18 protein-coding genes and 1 riboswitch are annotated in these 19,218 nt (G+C 45.5%); of the genes, 17 read left to right on the top strand and 1 reads right to left on the bottom strand.

Going from position 1 to position 19,218, the window contains the following annotated elements; all coding sequences use genetic code 11:
- Window positions 1–45: 45 nt before the first annotated feature.
- Window positions 46–151, top strand: a riboswitch (SAM riboswitch).
- 164 nt (window positions 152–315) lie between these two features.
- The 7 genes from AC0DBE_RS06845 (at window position 316) to sirC (ending at window position 6,025) form a co-directional block, all read left to right on the top strand.
- The gene (locus AC0DBE_RS06845; RefSeq protein WP_472961556.1) at window positions 316–1,017 is read left to right on the top strand and encodes a phosphoadenylyl-sulfate reductase; all 702 of its coding nucleotides are present in this window, start codon (window positions 316–318) and stop codon (window positions 1,015–1,017) included.
- An 11-nt stretch (window positions 1,018–1,028) separates the two neighbouring features.
- A complete protein-coding gene (gene cysP / locus AC0DBE_RS06840) occupies window positions 1,029–2,093 on the top strand; it encodes a sulfate permease (RefSeq protein ID WP_014113739.1) in 1,065 nt (354 codons plus the stop codon).
- A 48-nt stretch (window positions 2,094–2,141) separates the two neighbouring features.
- Window positions 2,142–3,290 (top strand): sulfate adenylyltransferase, encoded by a 1,149-nt coding sequence (gene sat / locus AC0DBE_RS06835; RefSeq protein ID WP_014113740.1) that lies wholly within the window; start codon window positions 2,142–2,144, stop codon window positions 3,288–3,290.
- Window positions 3,291–3,302: 12 nt separating this feature from the next.
- Complete coding sequence (cysC, locus tag AC0DBE_RS06830) at window positions 3,303–3,896, top strand: adenylyl-sulfate kinase (protein ID WP_061187438.1); 594 nt, start codon at window positions 3,303–3,305, stop codon at window positions 3,894–3,896.
- Between the two features lie 98 nt (window positions 3,897–3,994).
- Complete coding sequence (gene cobA / locus AC0DBE_RS06825) at window positions 3,995–4,768, top strand: uroporphyrinogen-III C-methyltransferase (RefSeq protein WP_472961552.1); 774 nt, start codon at window positions 3,995–3,997, stop codon at window positions 4,766–4,768.
- Window positions 4,769–4,770: 2 nt separating this feature from the next.
- Window positions 4,771–5,556, top strand: a complete 786-nt coding sequence (sirB, locus tag AC0DBE_RS06820) for a sirohydrochlorin chelatase (protein ID WP_072183029.1) — start codon at window positions 4,771–4,773, stop codon at window positions 5,554–5,556.
- A complete protein-coding gene (sirC, locus tag AC0DBE_RS06815) occupies window positions 5,537–6,025 on the top strand; it encodes a precorrin-2 dehydrogenase (protein WP_072183028.1) in 489 nt (162 codons plus the stop codon). The genes sirB and sirC overlap by 20 nt, the downstream gene beginning before the upstream one ends.
- Window positions 6,026–6,064: 39 nt before the next feature.
- Here the strand turns inward: sirC and rqcH are convergent, their stop codons facing one another.
- A complete protein-coding gene (gene rqcH / locus AC0DBE_RS06810; RefSeq protein WP_061187442.1) occupies window positions 6,065–7,777 on the bottom strand; it encodes a tRNA modification protein RqcH in 1,713 nt (570 codons plus the stop codon).
- Between the two features lie 121 nt (window positions 7,778–7,898).
- On the opposite strand from rqcH, the gene AC0DBE_RS06805 reads away from it, so the two are divergent.
- The 10 genes from AC0DBE_RS06805 to rsmB all read left to right on the top strand — a co-directional run bounded on the left by AC0DBE_RS06805 (window position 7,899) and on the right by rsmB (window position 19,217).
- Entirely contained in the window at window positions 7,899–10,571 is a 2,673-nt protein-coding gene (locus AC0DBE_RS06805) for a calcium-translocating P-type ATPase, SERCA-type (protein WP_472961549.1), read from the top strand.
- 82 nt (window positions 10,572–10,653) lie between these two features.
- On the top strand, window positions 10,654–11,529 hold the full coding sequence (locus tag AC0DBE_RS06800; protein ID WP_472961547.1) for a YicC/YloC family endoribonuclease: 876 nt from the start codon (window positions 10,654–10,656) through the stop codon (window positions 11,527–11,529).
- A 76-nt stretch (window positions 11,530–11,605) separates the two neighbouring features.
- Complete coding sequence (remA, locus tag AC0DBE_RS06795; protein WP_003154355.1) at window positions 11,606–11,875, top strand: extracellular matrix/biofilm regulator RemA; 270 nt, start codon at window positions 11,606–11,608, stop codon at window positions 11,873–11,875.
- A gap of 7 nt (window positions 11,876–11,882) precedes the next feature.
- Window positions 11,883–12,497, top strand: a complete 615-nt coding sequence (gene gmk, locus AC0DBE_RS06790; protein WP_014113748.1) for a guanylate kinase — start codon at window positions 11,883–11,885, stop codon at window positions 12,495–12,497.
- A gap of 3 nt (window positions 12,498–12,500) precedes the next feature.
- Window positions 12,501–12,704 (top strand): DNA-directed RNA polymerase subunit omega, encoded by a 204-nt coding sequence (gene rpoZ, locus AC0DBE_RS06785; protein WP_003221520.1) that lies wholly within the window; start codon window positions 12,501–12,503, stop codon window positions 12,702–12,704.
- Between the two features lie 81 nt (window positions 12,705–12,785).
- Window positions 12,786–14,006, top strand: a complete 1,221-nt coding sequence (gene coaBC / locus AC0DBE_RS06780; RefSeq protein ID WP_472961544.1) for a bifunctional phosphopantothenoylcysteine decarboxylase/phosphopantothenate--cysteine ligase CoaBC — start codon at window positions 12,786–12,788, stop codon at window positions 14,004–14,006.
- Complete coding sequence (gene priA / locus AC0DBE_RS06775; RefSeq protein WP_061187443.1) at window positions 14,003–16,420, top strand: primosomal protein N'; 2,418 nt, start codon at window positions 14,003–14,005, stop codon at window positions 16,418–16,420. Before coaBC ends, priA begins: the two co-directional genes overlap by 4 nt.
- 26 nt (window positions 16,421–16,446) lie before the next feature.
- Complete coding sequence (gene def, locus AC0DBE_RS06770; protein ID WP_014113751.1) at window positions 16,447–16,929, top strand: peptide deformylase; 483 nt, start codon at window positions 16,447–16,449, stop codon at window positions 16,927–16,929.
- Between the two features lie 4 nt (window positions 16,930–16,933).
- The gene (gene fmt / locus AC0DBE_RS06765; RefSeq protein ID WP_472961541.1) at window positions 16,934–17,887 is read left to right on the top strand and encodes a methionyl-tRNA formyltransferase; all 954 of its coding nucleotides are present in this window, start codon (window positions 16,934–16,936) and stop codon (window positions 17,885–17,887) included.
- A complete protein-coding gene (rsmB, locus tag AC0DBE_RS06760) occupies window positions 17,874–19,217 on the top strand; it encodes a 16S rRNA (cytosine(967)-C(5))-methyltransferase RsmB (RefSeq protein WP_472961539.1) in 1,344 nt (447 codons plus the stop codon). The genes fmt and rsmB overlap by 14 nt, the downstream gene beginning before the upstream one ends.
- The last annotated feature ends 1 nt before the right edge of the window (window position 19,218 follow it).

Genomic DNA, 19,218 nt, shown 5'->3' with positions numbered 1-19,218 from the left:
GTTGACTTATGTTAGAATTGTGCTAAAATTTACTACAAATCTAAAAACTTATCAAGAGCGGCTGAGGGACTGGACCTATGAAGCCCGGCAACCTGCATAGTTTGTAAGGTGCTACTTCCAGCAAAATGAATTCCATTTTGAAAGATAAGGGCTACATGCTGTTCCTGTCTTTCTTTCCGCCGGATTGAAAGTTTTTTATTTTAAGAGGAAAAAAGGCTGTATGTGATAACAGCAGCCGCGCATCACATTACAATTGGGAAAAGACAACCGGCAGAAAGCTACTGTTTGTTTGTCTCCGAAAGGAGGAAAGAAGAAATGTTAACGTACGATAATTGGGAAGAACCAACGATTACATTTCCGGAAGACGACCCTTATAAAGGAGCGCTTTCAGTTTTAAAGTGGGCATACGGCCATTACGGCAATCAGCTTGTTTATGCCTGCAGTTTCGGAATTGAGGGAATCGTTCTGATTGACTTAATTTATAAAGTAAAAAAAGACGCAGAGATTGTGTTTCTTGATACAGGACTTCATTTTAAAGAAACCTATGAAACGATTGAACGAGTGAAAGAGCGTTATCCGGGTCTTAATATCATCCTGAAAAAACCAGACCTTACCCCTGAGGAGCAAGCCGAAGAACATGGTGACAAACTGTGGGAAAGAGAGCCGAATCAGTGCTGCTATCTTAGAAAGGTTGTTCCTTTAAGAGAGGCGCTTTCAGGACATCCAGCCTGGCTTTCCGGTCTGCGCCGCGATCAAGGGCCAAGCCGTGCCAATACGAATTTCTTAAACAAAGATGAAAAATTCAAATCAGTAAAAGTATGCCCGCTTATCCATTGGACTTGGAAAGACATTTGGAGATACACATCCCGGAATGAGCTGGACTACAATCCGCTTCATGATCAAGGATATCCTAGTATTGGCTGCGCGCCTTGCACGGCTCCTGCTTTTACCGCAGAGGATTTACGTTCAGGCAGATGGAATGGTATGGCGAAAACAGAATGCGGACTGCATGAATAAGGAGCTGCAAAATGGAACTAGCCGCTATTTTATTTAGCTTGTTTTTCGCGATGAATATTGGTGCAAGCGGCGCTGCAGCTTCGATGGGAGTTGCTTACGGCTCTGGAGCCATTAAAAAGAAAACCTACGCTTTGATCCTATGCGCAGTCGGTGTGCTGGCCGGGGCGGTCATTGGCGGGGGCGAGGTTGTAAAAACCATCAGCTCCGGGATTATCCCCGAGCAGACGATTACACTGACGATTGTTTGCATCATTATTGGAGCCGCTGCGCTGTCGCTCTTTACGGCTAATCTTCTCGGCATTCCTTTGTCGACAAGTGAAGTAACAGTCGGCGCAGTTGTCGGCGTGGGAGTGGCTTACAAAGTATTGTTTGTGAACAACCTGCTGGTCATTGTGTCGTTTTGGGTTTTTGTCCCGCTGTTCGCTTTCGGTTTCACATATTTTGTATCTAAGCTGTTTCGTTATTTTAAGATTGAAATTAAATCTTCTAAAAAGCAAAAAATCCTTGGCATTGTTTTGTTAGGTGCCGGATTTTTTGAAGCATTCTCTGCCGGTATGAACAATGTGGCGAATGCCGTTGGCCCGTTAGTGGCGGCCGGTGTGCTGGATGTAACGAAAGGAACCTTATACGGGGGAGCTTTTGTTGCTCTTGGCGCGTTGTTATTAGGCCGGCGGGTGTTAGAAACAAACGGGAAGAAAATTACGAGATTCTCAAAAGGAGAAGGCATTCTCTTATCCGGTACAGGAGCCGGACTGGTGATCATCAGTTCTGTATTTGGGATGCCAGTGCCCTTGGCGCAAGTCACGTCATCGTCTATTATCGGAATAGGCATGGCAAAAAACGGTCCGAACGTGTTCCATAAACAAGTTGTTCAAACGATGCTGAAGGTATGGATTGTATCGCCGTTTTTATCTTTATCAATTTCTTATCTGCTTGTATCCTTGTTTTTAAAAGCGGATTATTATTCAATCTTTATCATGGTAAGTGTGCTTTTAGCGGCGGGCGGTGCCGTCAGCCTGACGAAGGCCATACGTAAAGAGAGACGCTCTGTCCACGAACAAGGCGGGGGAATCTGATCATTAATCTGAGTTATTTTATATGTTAACTAGGAGGAAATCGATATTATGAGCTTAGCACCACACGGAGGAACATTAGTAAACAGAGTAGATGAATCATATGATGTGAGCAGCATTCAAAAAGAAATTGAACTTGATTTGATTTCTTTCGCAGATTTGGAATTAATCGGAATCGGTGCATACAGCCCGATCGAAGGCTTCTTTAATGAAAAAGATTACGTATCTGTTGTCGAAAGCATGCGTCTTTCTTCCGGCGTTGTCTGGTCCCTTCCAATCACGCTTCCGGTTGATGCGCAAAAAGCAGCGGAACTGTCAGTCGGTGAAACGGTAAAGTTAACGTATGAAGGAGAAACATACGGCGTTATCCAAATCGAAGACCTATACGTGCCTGACAAACAAAAAGAAGCTGTCAATGTGTATAAAACGGATGAGCAGGAGCACCCGGGTGTTAAAAAGCTTTTCAGCCGCGGCAATACATACGTCGGCGGACCAATCACATTGACTAAAAAAGCTTCAAAACAGTTCCCTGAGTTTACGTTTGAACCGGCGGAAACAAGACGCCAGTTTGCGGAAAAAGGCTGGGAAACCATTGTTGGTTTCCAAACAAGAAATCCTGTTCACAGAGCGCATGAATACATTCAAAAAACGGCTCTTGAAACAGTAGACGGCTTGTTCTTAAACCCGCTGGTAGGTGAAACAAAATCTGATGACATCCCAGCTGATGTGCGGATGGAAAGCTACCAAGTGCTTCTTGACAATTATTACCCGAAAGACCGCGTGTTCCTCGGCGTCTTCTTAGCGGCGATGCGTTATGCGGGACCGAGAGAAGCCATTTTCCACGCACTTGTCAGAAAGAACTACGGCTGCACGCATTTTATTGTCGGCCGCGATCACGCAGGTGTAGGTGACTATTACGGAACATACGAGGCACAGGAGCTGTTTGACACATTTAAACCTGAAGAGCTCGGGATTACACCGCTGAAATTCGAGCACAGCTTCTTCTGTGAAAAATGCGGAAATATGGGAACGGCGAAAACGTGCCCTCACGGCAGAGAACATCACGTCATCTTATCAGGCACTAAGGTAAGAGGCATGCTGAGAGACGGTGTGCTGCCTCCTGCAGAATTCAGCCGCGCAGAAGTCGTAGAAGTGTTAATCAAAGGTATGAAGAAAAAAGAAGAAGCAGGCGTATCTTAAGGAGGACTGGCAGTGACAAATCGCGATATCGTATGGCATGAAGCCTCTATTACAAAAGAAGAGTATCAGAAAAAAAACAAGCACAAAAGCTCCATTCTCTGGCTGACAGGGTTAAGCGGTTCAGGCAAATCAACCATTGCCAATGCAGCTGCGAGAGAATTGTTTGAGCAGGGCTACCAAGTCATTGTGCTGGACGGGGATAATATCCGTCACGGCTTAAATAAGGATCTTGGTTTTTCTGATGAAGACCGAAAAGAAAACATCCGCCGAATCGGAGAGGTGGCAAAGCTTTTTGTTCAGCAGGGCACCATTGTGATTACTGCTTTTATCTCTCCTTTCCGCGAGGACAGAGAACAGGTTCGCCAGCTTGTGGAAGCAGGCGAATTCAATGAGGTATACATTAAATGCGACCTCGATATTTGTGAACAAAGAGATCCGAAAGGGCTCTACAAAAAAGCTAGAAACGGGGAAATTCCGTTCTTTACGGGAATTGATTCTCCTTATGAAGAGCCGGAAGCACCGGAGCTCGTTCTTGATTCAGGACAGCATGACCGTGAAGCGTGCAAAAATCAGCTGATCGAGTTTGTCAAACAAAAATTGAGCTAAATGTGATCTGCTGTGTTCTTCTCAGATGCCGGAATGCAAGCGAGAACAACATCACAGCGAATGTTCTGGAAGAACTCGAATAGATCGGGGGAAATACGATGGGGAAAGTATATATTGTAGGAGCGGGTCCCGGAGACCCTGATCTGCTCACAATTAAAGCGCTGAAAGCCATTGAAAAAGCTGATGTCATCTTATATGACAGATTAGTAAATAAAGAGATTTTACAATATGCCAAAGAGCAAGCAGACCTGATCTACTGCGGGAAGCTTCCAGATTTTCATACGATGAAGCAGGAAACCATCAATCGATTTCTTGTGAAGTATGCGCAAAAAGGGAAAACCGTTGTCAGACTGAAGGGCGGAGACCCATTTGTGTTCGGCAGAGGAGGGGAAGAAGCGGAATGCCTCTCTGAAAACGGAATTCCGTTTGAAATCATCCCCGGCATTACATCAGGAATTGCGGCAGCCGCTTATGCCGGGATTCCTGTTACTCATCGGGATGCGGGCTCTGACGTCGCTTTTGTAACGGGGCATTATAAAAAAGACGAAGATTTTGAGGAAAAGTGGAAAGCGCTGGCTACAGGAATTGATACACTTGTCATCTATATGGGTATCAAAAACGTGCAGCAGATTGAAAGAAAACTTCTTGAAAACGGCCGGGACGGTTCTACGCCGGCAGCCTTTATTCACTGGGGAACAACGGACAAGCAAAAATCTGTTTTTTGTACAGTTGACACCCTTTCAGAAACGGTGATAAAAGAAGACATTAAAAATCCGAGTTTAATTGTCATTGGAAATGTTGTAAATTATCACTATAAGCTGGAATGGTTTGAATCTGAGCTGAAAAAACAAGATTTAAGCGAGGCGTTGTAAAAATGAAGCAAGCAATTTTATATGTCGGTCACGGCAGTCGGATAAAAAAGGCGCAGCAAGAAGCCGCAGCCTTTTTGGAAGGATGCAAGGCGCACGTCTCTGCGCCTGTACAGGAAATCAGCTTTTTAGAGCTTCAGGAGCCGACAATTGAGACAGGGTTTGAAGCATGTGTGAAGAAAGGCGCCACTCATATCGCAGTGGTGCCTCTGCTTCTTTTAACAGCTGCACATGCAAAACATGATATTCCCGAAGAAATTGCGCGTGCTGCATCCCGATATCCTTCGGTCCGCGTTTCATACGGAAAGCCGATCGGGATTGACGAAGAAGTAGTCAAAGCTGTATATCATCGAATGAAAGACATAAGTGTTCCGTATGAAAATGCCAGAGTTGTGCTCATCGGGAGGGGGAGTTCAGATCCCGATGTAAAAAGAGACGTAACCGGTATTGCCAATCTCCTTCAAAATATGATTCCGGTGAAGGAAGTCATCCCGTGCTTTTTGACAGCATGCGGCCCGAATTACAAAGAGGTTTTTTCAGAACTTAAAAAAGATGACGGCGTGACAACCTTTGTCGTTCCATATTTGCTTTTTACCGGCATGCTGATGAATGAAATCGAACGAGAGGTTCAGACATTAAAGGCTGATAATCCGAATGTCTACCTTTCTTCCTATATCGGTTTCCACCCTCATGTGAAAAACGCATTTTTGAACCGTGTAAGAGAAACTGTCGAAAATCCCGAGGGACAATTTGATTTTGACGGAGGTTCATATGCTCCCGCTGCACATTAGCCTGGAAAAGAAAAAGGTTGTCATTGCGGGCGGCGGCAGCATCGCTCTCAGAAGGCTGAAAACGGTGCTTTCTGAGGGAGCTGATATTACGCTTGTCAGTCCGGATGTTGAACCGGAAATCAAGCAGATGGCAGACAATCGCCGTATCAGATGGATCAGCCGCACGATTGAAAAAGAAGATTATCTCGATGCTTTTTTGATTATTGCCGCGACGGATAATGCGACAGTGAACAAAGAAATTGCTCTAACCGCTTCACCTTTTCAGCTTGTCAATTGTGTCAGTGAAGCTGAGCTTGGCAACGTGTACATACCGAAAATCGTAAAAAGAGGGCATGTCACGGTGTCAGTTTCTACAAACGGAGCCAGTCCAAAGCACACAAAGGAGCTGGCAGAAAAAGTGGATGAGCTGATTGACAGCGATTTTGTCACTGAAGTTGACAGGCTTTATCAGGTAAGAAGAAAGAAATAAGCCAGAGCACACAATGCCCTGGCTTTTTCTTTATGATGCTCAGTTTTTTTTCAGCTTGATGACAGTATCTGCATCAGGTGTGACAAAGACGGTATGCTGGCTGTCATAGGTGACGAAGCCGGGCTTCGCGCCGTTCGGTTTTTTGACATGCCTGATTTTTGTATAATCTACAGGCACTGAACTTGAATCTTTGGCTTTTGAAAAATAAGCTGCAATTGTCGCGGCTTCAATAATTGTTTGCTCATCCGGTTCGCTGCTTCTGATTACAACGTGGGAGCCTGGAATATCCTTCGTGTGAAGCCAAATATCGTCTCTGGCTGCCGCTTTTGTTGTTAAATATTCATTTTGGCGGTTGTTTTTCCCCACTAAAATCGCCAGGCCTGAAGAGGATTCATATGTTTCTAAAACCGGGTTATGCGGTTTTTGTTTTTTCTGTCCTTTTTGCTGCTTAGGGCGTAAATATTTGCCCTCCACAAGCTCCTCCCTGATTTCGCTGATATCTCGAGGAGAAGCGGACGAAAGCTGCTGAATCAGCTGATCAAAGTATTCGATCTCTTCCTGCGCCAGCCTGATTTGCTCCTCGACAACTGCGACCGAATTTTTCGCTTTCTGATACTTCGTGAAGTAGGCCTGAGCGTTTTCAGAAGGCGTTTTGTTCGGGTTTAAAGGAATCGTGATTGTCGGGCTTTCTTCATCGTAATAGTTGATGACCTCAGCCTGTTTATCACCTTTTTTCAGCATATATAAATTAGCAGTTAAAAGCTCCCCGTAAAGCTGAAATTCCTTCGCGTTTTCCGAATACTCCAGTGTTTTCTCTAATTTTTTGATCTTGTTTGCATTTTTCTTCCGTTCATTGACAACAAATCGTTCAAGATCCTGGGCCTGCTGTTTGACCCGGTCTCGTTCAGCTTTTCCGAAGTAAAAACGGTCGAGCAGCTCGCTTAATGAATCAAAACGGCGCGCTTCGCCTTTTAGATGAGTCAGCTCCAGCAGGTAAAAATATTCCTTTCCGTTTACGGTTGTAATGTTGGGAATAAAGCGGTGCTCTTTTACTTCGGCAAAAAGCTCCAGCAATGCTTTTGGCAGTGTGACTTTGTTGGCTAGACCCGCTCTGTGAACCGCTTCTTTGGCAAAGAGCGGAGACACACCTGAAAAGTGTTCGACAATTTGTTTATCCAGCCGTCCTTCTTGAAAACTGAGATGACGTAAAATATCGTCTTCTGTCGCCTCAAGCGGAGAGATTTTGTTCTGGGCTGGCGGAAGCTTATAATCTTGGCCAGGCAGTACTGTACGGTAGCTGTTCATTGACGGCGATAAATGCTTAAGCCCGTCGATGATCACATTTTCTACTCCGTCTGTCAAAATGATATTACTGTGGCGTCCCATAATTTCTACATAAAGCTTTCGGACGGTTTCATCGCCAATTTCGTTCCGGCTTTTGATATGAAAAATCATAATGCGGTCTAAGCCCGCTTGTTCAATTTTTTCAATAAATCCGCCTTCGATATGCTTTCTCAGCAGCATGCAAAACATTGGCGGTTCGCTTGGGTTTTCATAAGCTTGCGTCGTGATGTGCACCCGTGAATAGCTCGGGTGTGCCGATAATAATAGTTTTTGGTTTTTTCCATTGGCGCGGATGTGAAAAATCACATCGTGCTTATATGGCTGATGGATTTTCGTAATTCGTCCGCCCGTCATTTTCTCGTTAAGTTCGTGTGTCATTCCGTATGTAAACATGCCATCAAACGACATATGCAATACACCCTCTCATTCTTCCTGCATTCGATAATTATAGCATGAAATGGGACGAGTCAGAATAAGCATGCTTATAGAGTGATATCTCTATAAGAGAGCAGGGGAGTGGACGAGCGGAATGAAGTTTCATGAAATGGGACAAACAGATTTACTAGAGGCAACCAATACGTCCATGAAACAAGGATTAACAGAAAAAGAGGTGAAAAAACGCCTCGATAAGCATGGACCAAACGAGCTGCAAGAAGGAAAAAAAACATCAGCGCTTCTCTTGTTTTTCGCGCAGTTCAAAGATTTTATGGTGCTTGTGCTTTTGGCGGCAACGTTAATCTCAGGATTTCTTGGTGAATACGTAGACGCGGTTGCGATTATTGCGATTGTGTTTGTGAATGGCATACTCGGTTTCTTTCAAGAAAGGCGGGCTGAGCAATCTCTTCAGGCTTTAAAAGAGCTTTCAACACCGCATGTCATGGCGCTCAGGGAAGGAAGCTGGACAAAGATTCCTTCTAAGGAACTTGTGCCGGGCGATATTGTGAAATTTACGAGCGGTGACAGGATTGGAGCAGACGTTCGAATTGTCGTAGCAAGAAGCCTTGAAATAGAAGAATCAGCGCTGACTGGGGAATCCATCCCGGTTGTGAAGCATGCCGATAAATTGAAAAAACCGGATGTTTCGCTCGGCGATATTACGAATATGGCATTTATGGGAACGATTGTGACCCGTGGCAGCGGTGTCGGGGTCGTCGTCGGCACCGGAATGAATACGGCAATGGGCAAAATTGCCGACATGCTTGAATCGGCAGGGACACTGTCAACCCCGCTGCAAAGAAGACTGGAGCAGCTCGGGAAGATTTTAATTGTTGTTGCATTGCTTCTGACGGTACTTGTCGTTGCTGTCGGTGTTATCCAGGGTCACGATCTGTACAGCATGTTTTTAGCGGGTGTGTCGTTAGCAGTAGCCGCGATTCCGGAGGGGCTCCCGGCGATTGTAACTGTGGCGCTGTCGCTTGGCGTACAGCGAATGATTAAGCAAAAATCAATCGTAAGAAAGCTCCCTGCGGTTGAAACGCTTGGGTGTGCGTCTATCATTTGTTCGGATAAAACAGGGACAATGACGCAAAACAAAATGACGGTGACACATGTCTGGTCCGGAGGGAAAACATGGAGAGTGACGGGGGCAGGCTATGAACCGAAAGGAAGCTTCACACTGAACGAAAAAGAGGTCAGTGTGAATGAGCATATACCGCTTCAGCAGATGCTCCTGTTCGGAGCGCTTTGTAACAACTCCAATATTGAGAAAAGAGACGGCGAATATGTGCTTGACGGAGATCCAACAGAGGGAGCGCTGCTCACCGCGGCAAGAAAAGGCGGTTTTTCCAAGGAATTTGTTGACTCTCATTACCGGGTGATTGAAGAGTTTCCGTTTGATTCAGCACGGAAAATGATGACTGTCATTGTAGAGGATCAGGACAGAAAGCGGTATATCATTACAAAAGGTGCACCAGATGTACTGATGCAACGCTCTTCCCGTATTTTTTATGACGGCTCAGCAGCTCTTTTCTCAAATGAGAGAAAAGCAGAAACAGAGGCGGTATTAAGACATCTGGCATCCCAGGCGCTCAGAACGATAGCGGTCGCCTACAGGCCGATAAAAGCAGGTGAAACACCGTCTATGGAGCAGGCTGAGAAAGATCTGACGATGCTCGGTCTTTCAGGCATTATTGATCCGCCGCGGCCGGAAGTCAGACAGGCGATTAAAGAATGCCGTGAAGCAGGAATTAAGACCGTTATGATTACAGGCGATCATGTGGAGACAGCTAAAGCGATAGCGAAAGACTTGCGCCTCCTTCCGAAAAACGGCAAAATCATGGACGGCAAGATGCTGAATGAACTTTCTCAAGAAGAACTTTCTAATGTTGTGGAGGATGTGTATGTATTTGCCCGCGTTTCTCCTGAGCATAAACTGAAAATCGTAAAAGCCTATCAGGAAAACGGGCATATTGTGGCGATGACGGGAGACGGCGTCAATGACGCCCCAGCCATTAAACAAGCTGACATCGGAGTCGCTATGGGTATTACAGGGACAGATGTCGCCAAAGAAGCGTCATCCCTTGTTCTCGTGGATGATAATTTTGCAACGATCAAATCTGCGATAAAAGAGGGCAGAAACATCTATGAAAATATCAGAAAGTTTATCAGATATCTGTTGGCTTCTAACGTCGGAGAAATTCTTGTCATGCTGTTTGCGATGCTGCTTGCCCTTCCTTTGCCGCTCGTGCCGATTCAGATTTTGTGGGTCAACTTGGTGACGGACGGATTGCCGGCAATGGCTCTCGGCATGGATCAGCCGGAAGGAGACGTGATGAAACGGAAGCCCCGTCATCCGAAAGAAGGGGTGTTTGCCCGCAAGCTTGGATGGAAGGTCGTCTCCAGAGGTTTTTTGATCGGAGCTGCCACTATTTTAGCGTTTATCATTGTGTATCACCGGAATCCGGAGAATTTGGCTTATGCCCAGACGATCGCGTTTGCCACTTTGGTGCTGGCTCAGCTTATTCACGTTTTTGACTGTCGCAGCGAGACCTCTGTTTTTTCCAGAAATCCGTTTCAAAATCTATATTTACTCGGCGCAGTATTGTCATCAATTTTGCTGATGCTTGTTGTGATCTACTATCCGCCGCTTCAGCCAATTTTCCATACCGTCGCCATCACGCCTGGAGACTGGATGCTCGTCATCGGCATGTCCGCCATCCCTACTTTTTTGCTGGCTGGGTCACTTTTGACAAGAAAAAAATAAATTCATATGATATAATCTTAGGGGTAATAGCATGTCTATTGCCCTTTTATTATGAGAACAGGGAAGAATTGGGTGTTTTAAAATGATACGAAGTATGACAGGCTTCGGCAGTGCAAGCAAAACACAAGATGATCTCTCTGTAAGCGTTGAACTTAAATCTGTGAACTACAGGTTTAAAGAAGTGAACGCTCGTTTGCCAAGGCCTTTGCTATATTTTGAAGATAAGCTGAAACAGACCATTCTGCAGCATATCCAGCGCGGAAGAATTGAGCTTTTCGTATCAGTTGACAGCGATATGCTTGTAGAGAAAAGGCTTGAAATTGATTGGCCGCTGCTTGATGAGTTTGTCGCAGCTGCGGGAAATATGAAGAAGCGGTATCAATTGTCTACAGAGCCTGATGTAATGGATTTCTTTAAGCTTGACCATGTCGTCCAGATTCATGAAGAACAAACGCAAAATGACAAGCTGGAGGCGTTAATCACCGCTGCTGCAGAGGAAGCGGTAAAAGGTCTCTGTAAAATGCGTGAAAAAGAGGGGCTGCTTTTAGCGAAAGACTGCCTGAAGCATATTGATCAGCTTGAAGAGCTGGTGAAAGAAACTGAATTGCTGGCAGCGGATGTCGTATCTCGTTATCGGGAACGGCTGTACGCCAGAATAAAAGAATGGACTGAAGATGTATTAGACGAGAGCCGGCTTGTAACAGAATGTGCAATTTTTGCAGACCGCTCTGATATTACTGAAGAGATTACCAGGCTGAAGAGCCACTTCGCCCAGTTTCGTGATATATTAGCTGGTGGCGGAGCTGTCGGGCGCAAACTCGACTTTCTCGTTCAGGAGCTGAATCGGGAAGCAAATACAATTGGCTCAAAAGCAAATGATCATCAGATCACAAAGCTTGTCGTCGAAATGAAAAGTTCTATTGAAAAAATAAAAGAACAAGTGCAAAATATAGAATAGTGACTGTGCGTATTGTTTACAGACGGTCTTACTAGGCTAAACTAGAGACGTCTATTTTACAGGGGGAACGTAGAAGATGACGATTAAACTGATTAATATCGGATTTGGCAATATTATCTCCGCTAATCGGATGATTTCGATTGTCAGCCCGGAGTCTGCGCCAATCAAACGGATGATTCAGGATGCAAGAGACCGCGGAATGCTAATTGACGCTACATACGGACGAAGAACCCGTGCAGTTGTCGTCATGGATAGTGATCACATTATCTTATCTGCCGTCCAGCCTGAGACAGTTGCACACAGACTTTCTGTTAAAGAAGAAATTATGGATGAAGGGCAGGGATAATTGCCGCATGAAAGAAAGAGGGTTATTAATCGTTCTCTCAGGTCCCTCAGGAGTTGGTAAAGGAACGGTTCGGCAAGCGATTTTTTCGCAGGAAGACACAAAATTTGAATATTCGATTTCAGTAACCACAAGAAGTCCGCGAGAGGGCGAAGTGAACGGAGTCGATTATTTCTTCAAAACGAGAGAAGAATTCGAGCAAATGATTGCAGACAACAAGCTGCTTGAATGGGCGGAGTATGTCGGCAATTATTACGGCACGCCTGTCGATTATGTTGAACAGACGCTTCAAGATGGAAAAGACGTCTTTTTAGAAATCGAAGTTCAAGGCGCTCTTCAAGTGAGAAATGCTTTCCCGGAAGGCTTGTTTATTTTCCTTGCGCCTCCAAGCCTTTCTGAACTGAAGAACAGAATTGTGACAAGAGGAACGGAAACAGACGCTCTGATTGAAAATCGAATGAAAGCCGCAAAAGCTGAGATCGAAATGATGGATGCTTATGATTATGTCGTTGAAAACGATAATGTCGAAACGGCTTGCGATAAAATCAAAGCAATCGTTCTCGCTGAACATTTGAAGCGCGAGCGCGTTGCGCCTAGATATAAGAAAATGCTGGAGGTTGAATAACCAATGTTAGATCCATCAATTGACTCTTTAATGAATAAATTAGATTCCAAATACACGCTCGTGACTGTTTCTGCGAGACGTGCCCGAGAAATGCAAATCAAAAAAGACCAAATGATTGAACATACGATTTCACACAAATATGTAGGCAAAGCTTTAGAAGAAATTGATGCAGGCCTGCTTTCGTTTGAAAAGGAAGACCGCGAATAGTAGCACAAGTAGCAACCTATATCATGTAGGTTGTTATTTTTTTCCGTGCGGTTTTTGTAAAGTGCAGAGGGGGAGAAGTCATTGCTTAACAATCGAAATGTGTTACTTTGCGTGAGCGGGGGCATCGCTGTTTATAAAGCCTGTGCGTTAACGAGCAAGCTGGTTCAGGCAGGAGCAAATGTCAAAGTGATTATGACTGAATCAGCTTGCCGATTCGTTTCACCGCTGACATTTCAGGCATTAAGCCGCCACGAAGTCTATACAGATACATTTAAAGAACAAAATCCAAGCGTCATTTCTCATATTGATGCCGCAGACTGGGCCGACTTGGTTATTGTGGCGCCGGCTACGGCTAATGTGATTGGAAAACTGGCAAACGGTATCGCTGATGATATGCTGACGACAACATTGTTAGCAGCAACGGCTCCCGTGTGGATCGCGCCGGCGATGAATGTTCACATGTATGACCATCCGGCAGTTAAACGAAATATCTCTGTTCTTTATCAGGATGGCTATCGTTTTATTGAGCCGAGCGAGGGTTATTTAGCATGCGGTTACGTAGGAAAAGGCAGATTGGAAGAGCCTGAAAATATCGTGAAGCTAGCCGAAAAGCATTTTGCTGAAGAAAAAATCGCTCCTTTAGAAGGCAAACATGTGGTCATTACAGCTGGCCCGACACGGGAAGCGATTGATCCTGTTCGATTTTTCACCAATAAATCAACGGGCAAGATGGGATACGCATTAGCGGAGGCGGCTGTCCAGCTCGGCGCACGTGTAACTTTAATCTCTGGCCCTGTTTCGCTGGATCAGCCGAAAGGCCTTGCTCAGTTTATCCCTGTTCAATCGGCTGCGGATATGCGCGAAGCGGTGCTCTCCGTGTATGACTCGAGTGATATTGTCATCAAAACAGCTGCGGTAGCCGATTTTACGCCGAAAACAGTATTTGACCATAAAATGAAAAAACAAGACGGCGGTATGACCCTGGAACTGGAAAGAACGGTCGATATTTTAAAAGAATTAGGCGAGAGAAAGAAGCAGCAGCTGTTGATCGGATTTGCAGCTGAAACACAAGACGTTGAACACTATGCCCGTAAAAAGCTCGCTGCCAAAAATCTTGATATGATAGTGGCAAATGATGTGAAAGCAAATGGGGCCGGTTTTGGTGCTGATACGAATATCGTAACAATTTTTTTCAAAGACGGGCGCAAACGCAAGCTTCCGATCATGTCGAAGCTTGATGTTTCTTTTGAAATCCTTCAGGAAATCGCAGCCCTCTCAAAACAAACCGGAGAGCACTCATGAATTTTGCCGAAGTCATCGTTGATGTCAGCACCAAAAATATAGACAGGCCTTTTGATTACAAAATCCCAGACCATCTCAAAGGCATGATCAAAACGGGCATGCGAGTCATTGTCCCGTTTGGTCCCCGTAAAATTCAAGGGTTTGTGACAGCTGTGAAAGAAGCATCTGATCTCTCGGGGAAATCTGTCAAGGAGGTAGAGGATTTATTAGATCTTACACCTGTTTTGACAGAGGAGCTTATGAATTTGTCATCATGGCTGTCCGACAAAACGCTGTCTTTTAAAATAACGGCGCTTCAAGCGATGCTACCTGCCGCATTAAAGGCGAAATATGAAAAAGAATTAAAGATCGCACACGGTGCCGATCTACCACCGCAAGTGGAACGGCTGTTTTCTGAAACAAAGACTCTTCTATATTCGGATATACCCGATCACGATACGCTGAAACTGATTCAAAAGCATGTTCAAAAAGGCAGCATTGATGTGACGTATAAAGTTGCGCAAAAAACCAATAAAAAAATGGTCAGGCATATTCAGGCAAATGCCAGTAAAGAAGAGCTTAGCAAGCAGGCTGAGGGATTATCTCGCCAAGCAGCCAAGCAGCAGGCGATTCTTCACTTTTTCATCGCTGAGCCGGAAGGGGTGAAAATCCCTGCAGCGGATTTGTGCAAAAAAACGGACGCGAGCTCTGCGACCATCAAAACCCTTATCCAAAAGGGGCTTTTGAAGGAAAGCTATGAAGAGGTTTACAGAGATCCCTATCAGGACAAAATGTTCAAAAAAACAGAGCCGCTCCCGCTGACAGACGAACAGAGCGCTGCCTTTCAGCCAATACGCCAGACGTTGGACAACGATGAACATAAAGTGTTCCTTCTTCACGGCGTAACAGGCAGCGGAAAAACAGAAATTTATCTGCAATCAATTGAGAAAGTACTGGCGAAAGGAAAAGAAGCCATCGTCCTCGTGCCGGAAATCTCGCTGACGCCACAGATGGTCAATCGCTTCAAGGGCCGTTTCGGCTCTCAGGTGGCAGTCATGCACAGCGGATTATCCACAGGGGAAAAATATGATGAGTGGCGTAAAATCCACCGGAAGGAAGTCCGGCTTGTCGTCGGCGCCAGATCGGCTATTTTTGCACCGTTTGAAAATCTCGGAATGATTATCATCGATGAAGAGCATGAGTCCTCTTATAAACAAGAAGAAATGCCGCGCTATCATGCGAAAGAGGTGGCGATCAAGCGGGCTGAGCATCACAGCTGTCCTGTTGTGCTGGGCAGCGCTACGCCGACATTAGAGTCATATGCACGGGCGCAAAAGGGTGTGTACGAGCTTCTTTCGCTGAAGCACCGCGTTAACCATCAGGTGATGCCTGAGGTTTCGCTTGTTGATATGAGAGAGGAGCTCAGAAGCGGCAATCGCTCAATGTTTTCAGTTGAATTGATGGAAAAGCTTGAAGAAACGATTGCCAAGGGCGAGCAGGCTGTGCTGTTTTTAAATAAAAGGGGCTATTCTTCCTTTGTGATGTGCAGGGATTGCGGATATGTCCCGCAATGCCCGCACTGCGACATTTCCATGACGTATCATCGTTATGGCCAAAGGCTGAAATGCCATTATTGCGGACATGAAGAGCCTGTCCCGCATACTTGTCCAGAATGTGCAAGCGAGCATATCCGCTTTTTCGGGACGGGGACACAGCGTGTGGAGGAAGAGCTGACAAAAGTGCTGCCAAATGCGAGAGTGATTCGAATGGATGTTGATACGACTTCAAGGAAAGGCGCCCATGAAAAATTATTGTCAGCTTTCGGAGAAGGAAAAGCGGATATTCTTCTCGGAACGCAAATGATTGCGAAAGGGCTTGATTTTCCGAATGTCACACTTGTCGGAGTGTTAAGTGCTGATACAACACTCCATATTCCTGATTTCAGATCGGCCGAAAAAACATTTCAGCTGTTAACGCAAGTCAGCGGCCGGGCAGGCAGGCATGAAAAACCCGGCCATGTCATCATTCAAACGTACACACCGTCCCATTACAGCATCCAGCTGACGAAGACGCACGATTATGAAACGTTCTATCAGCATGAAATGGCTCACAGGAGAGAGCAATCCTATCCGCCTTATTACTATTTGGCTCTTGTGACTGTTTCTCATGAAGAAGTAGCGAAAGCAGCTGTTACGGCTGAAAAAATCGCTCACTTTTTGAAAGCAAACTGCGGAGCTGACACGAAAATTCTCGGGCCAAGCGCGTCGCCGATAGCCAGGATCAAAGATAGATATCGCTATCAATGCGTGATAAAATACAAACAGGAAACCCAGTTATCCGCTTTATTGAAGAAGATACTGGAACATTATAAACGAGAAATTGAACAAAAGCATGTAATGATTTCAATTGATATGAATCCTTATATGATGATGTAAGATCTCACGTCTTGGAGGGTAACAAATTGGCAGTAAAAAAGATCGTCACACATCCAGCGGAGGTTTTGGAAACACCGACGGAAAGCGTGACTGTTTTTGATAAAAAGCTAAAAAAACTGTTGGATGATATGTACGACACCATGCTTGAAATGGATGGTGTCGGACTGGCAGCGCCGCAAATCGGCATCTTAAAAAGAGTGGCTGTCGTAGATATCGGGGATGACAGCGGCAGAATTGATCTCGTTAATCCCGAGATTTTAGAGAAAAGCGGTGAGCAAACCGGAATTGAAGGATGCCTGAGCTTTCCTGGCGTCTATGGTGATGTCACACGTGCTGATTATGTCAAAGTACGTGCGTTTAACCGTCAGGGAAAACCGTTCATTCTGGAAGCGCGAGGCTTTTTAGCGAGAGCCGTGCAGCACGAAATGGACCACTTAGACGGTGTGCTGTTTACATCTAAAATCAGTAAATACTATACAGAAGATGAACTAGCGGATATGGAAGGATGATTTGATGACGAGAATCGTATTTATGGGGACGCCGGATTTTTCAGTTCCTGTTTTAAGAACCCTGATAGAGGATGGTTATGAAGTAGTGGGGGTCGTCACACAGCCGGACCGTCCGAAGGGCAGAAAAAAAGTGCTAACTCCTCCTCCGGTAAAAGAAGAGGCAATGCGTAACGGCATCCCGGTTCTTCAGCCGGAAAAAGTGAGATTGAAAGAAGAAATTGAGAAAGTGCTGGCATTAAAGCCTGACCTTATTGTAACAGCAGCATTTGGACAAATTTTGCCTAAGGAGCTTCTCGACAGCCCGAAATACGGCTGCATTAACGTTCACGCGTCTCTTTTGCCGGAATTGCGCGGCGGTGCTCCGATCCATTACTCCATTCTGCAGGGAAAGAAAAAAACCGGGGTTACTATTATGTATATGGTAGAAAAATTGGATGCTGGCGATATGATCTCAAAAGTGGAAGTGGACATTGAAGAAACCGACAATGTCGGAACGCTGCATGATAAATTAAGCGTAGCTGGCGCGAAGCTATTATCTGAAACGGTTCCAAACGTCATTGCCGGCAGCATACCACCTGAAAAGCAGGATGAAGAGAAAGCGACATATGCGCCTAACATCAAAAGAGAGCAAGAGCTGCTCGACTGGTCAAGAACGGGTGAAGAGCTTTACAACCAGGTCCGCGGGTTAAATCCTTGGCCTGTTGCCTATACGACTCTAAATGGCCAAAACTTAAAAGTGTGGGCGTCGAAAAAAACACCCGCACCAACAAAAGCTGAGCCCGGCACAGTCGTTGCGGTTGAAAAGGAAGGGATTATCGTTGCCACAGGTAACGATACGGCCCTGTTATTAACCGAACTTCAGCCAGCCGGCAAAAAACGCATGAAAGGCGAGGATTTTGTGCGCGGCGCTCATGTTGAAGCTGGTGAAAAGTTAGGAGTAAACAATGAAAAAAAATAGTGTTCGTGATATCGCCCTTGAGGCGCTGATCAAACTAGAACAAAACCAGGCATACAGCAACCTGCTCCTGAAATCGGTCATTAAATCAAATGAACTGAGTGATCAGGACAGAGGGCTTTTGACTGAACTTGTCTACGGGACATTGCAAAACAAAATCGCGCTTGATTATATGCTCAAACCGTTTATTAATAAGCCTCAAAAAGTAAAGCCGTGGGTGATTCAGCTTCTTCGCCTATCCTTATATCAAATGGAGTATCTGGAGAAAATTCCAGACAGGGCTGCTATTCATGAAGCGGTCGAGATTGCTAAAATCCGCGGACACAAGGGCATTGCTTCATTTGTCAACGGTGTGCTTCGTTCCATACAGCGCGAAGGTGTTCCAACCTTTGACGCCATCGAAGATCCTGTCCGCCGGTTGGCGACAGAGACAAGTCATCCGGAATGGCTTGTAAAAGAGTGGACGGATGCGTATGGATTTGATGCGGCTGAAAAGATTTGCCGCATCCATCTCATTCCGCCGAGGCAGACACTGCGTGTCAATCAAATGAAAGCAGATAGAGCGGATTTGCTTGATCAAATGGCTGCTGAGGGAATCGAAGTTGAAAATGGCGACCTCGCACAAGACGCGGTGAAGCTCTTAAAGGGGTCAATCGCTGGAACTCATTTCTTCCAAAACGGTGAAGTTTCCATCCAGGATGAGAGCTCCATGCTCGTCGCCCGTGCCCTTGATCCTAAGCCCGGTGAAACGGTGCTTGACGCGTGTGCTGCGCCCGGCGGAAAGTCAGCTCATATCGGAGAATTAATGGAGAACAAGGGAAGCGTTACATCGCTTGATCTTCACAAACATAAAGTGAAGCTGATTAAAGAAGCGGCAGACCGGCTTGGCCTTACAATCATTGACGCGAAAACAATGGATGCGAGACAAGCAGGAGAAACGTTTGAAAATGGACAATTTGACCGGATATTGGTCGATGCCCCGTGCTCAGGTTTTGGCGTGATCCGAAGAAAGCCGGACATGAAATACACGAAAAAGCCTGACGACAACGCACGGCTTGCTGAAATCCAGCTGTCGATCTTGAGGGAAATCGCACCATTAGTAAAAAAAGGTGGCACTCTTGTCTACAGTACGTGTACAATGGACCGGACAGAAAATGATGAAGTAATACATGCGTTTATACAAGAACATCCTGATTTTGAACCCGATTTGTCTCTTGAAAAGCGGCTGCCCGAAAAGGTGAGACCCTTTGTTCGGGATGGAAGGCTGCAAATCCTTCCTCATTATTTCGGAACAGATGGTTTCTTTATTTGCAGCATGAGAAAGAAGGGATAAC

Source organism: Bacillus sp. VA15, assembly GCF_055721145.1.
This window is presented reverse-complemented; position numbering and strand designations above follow the sequence as displayed.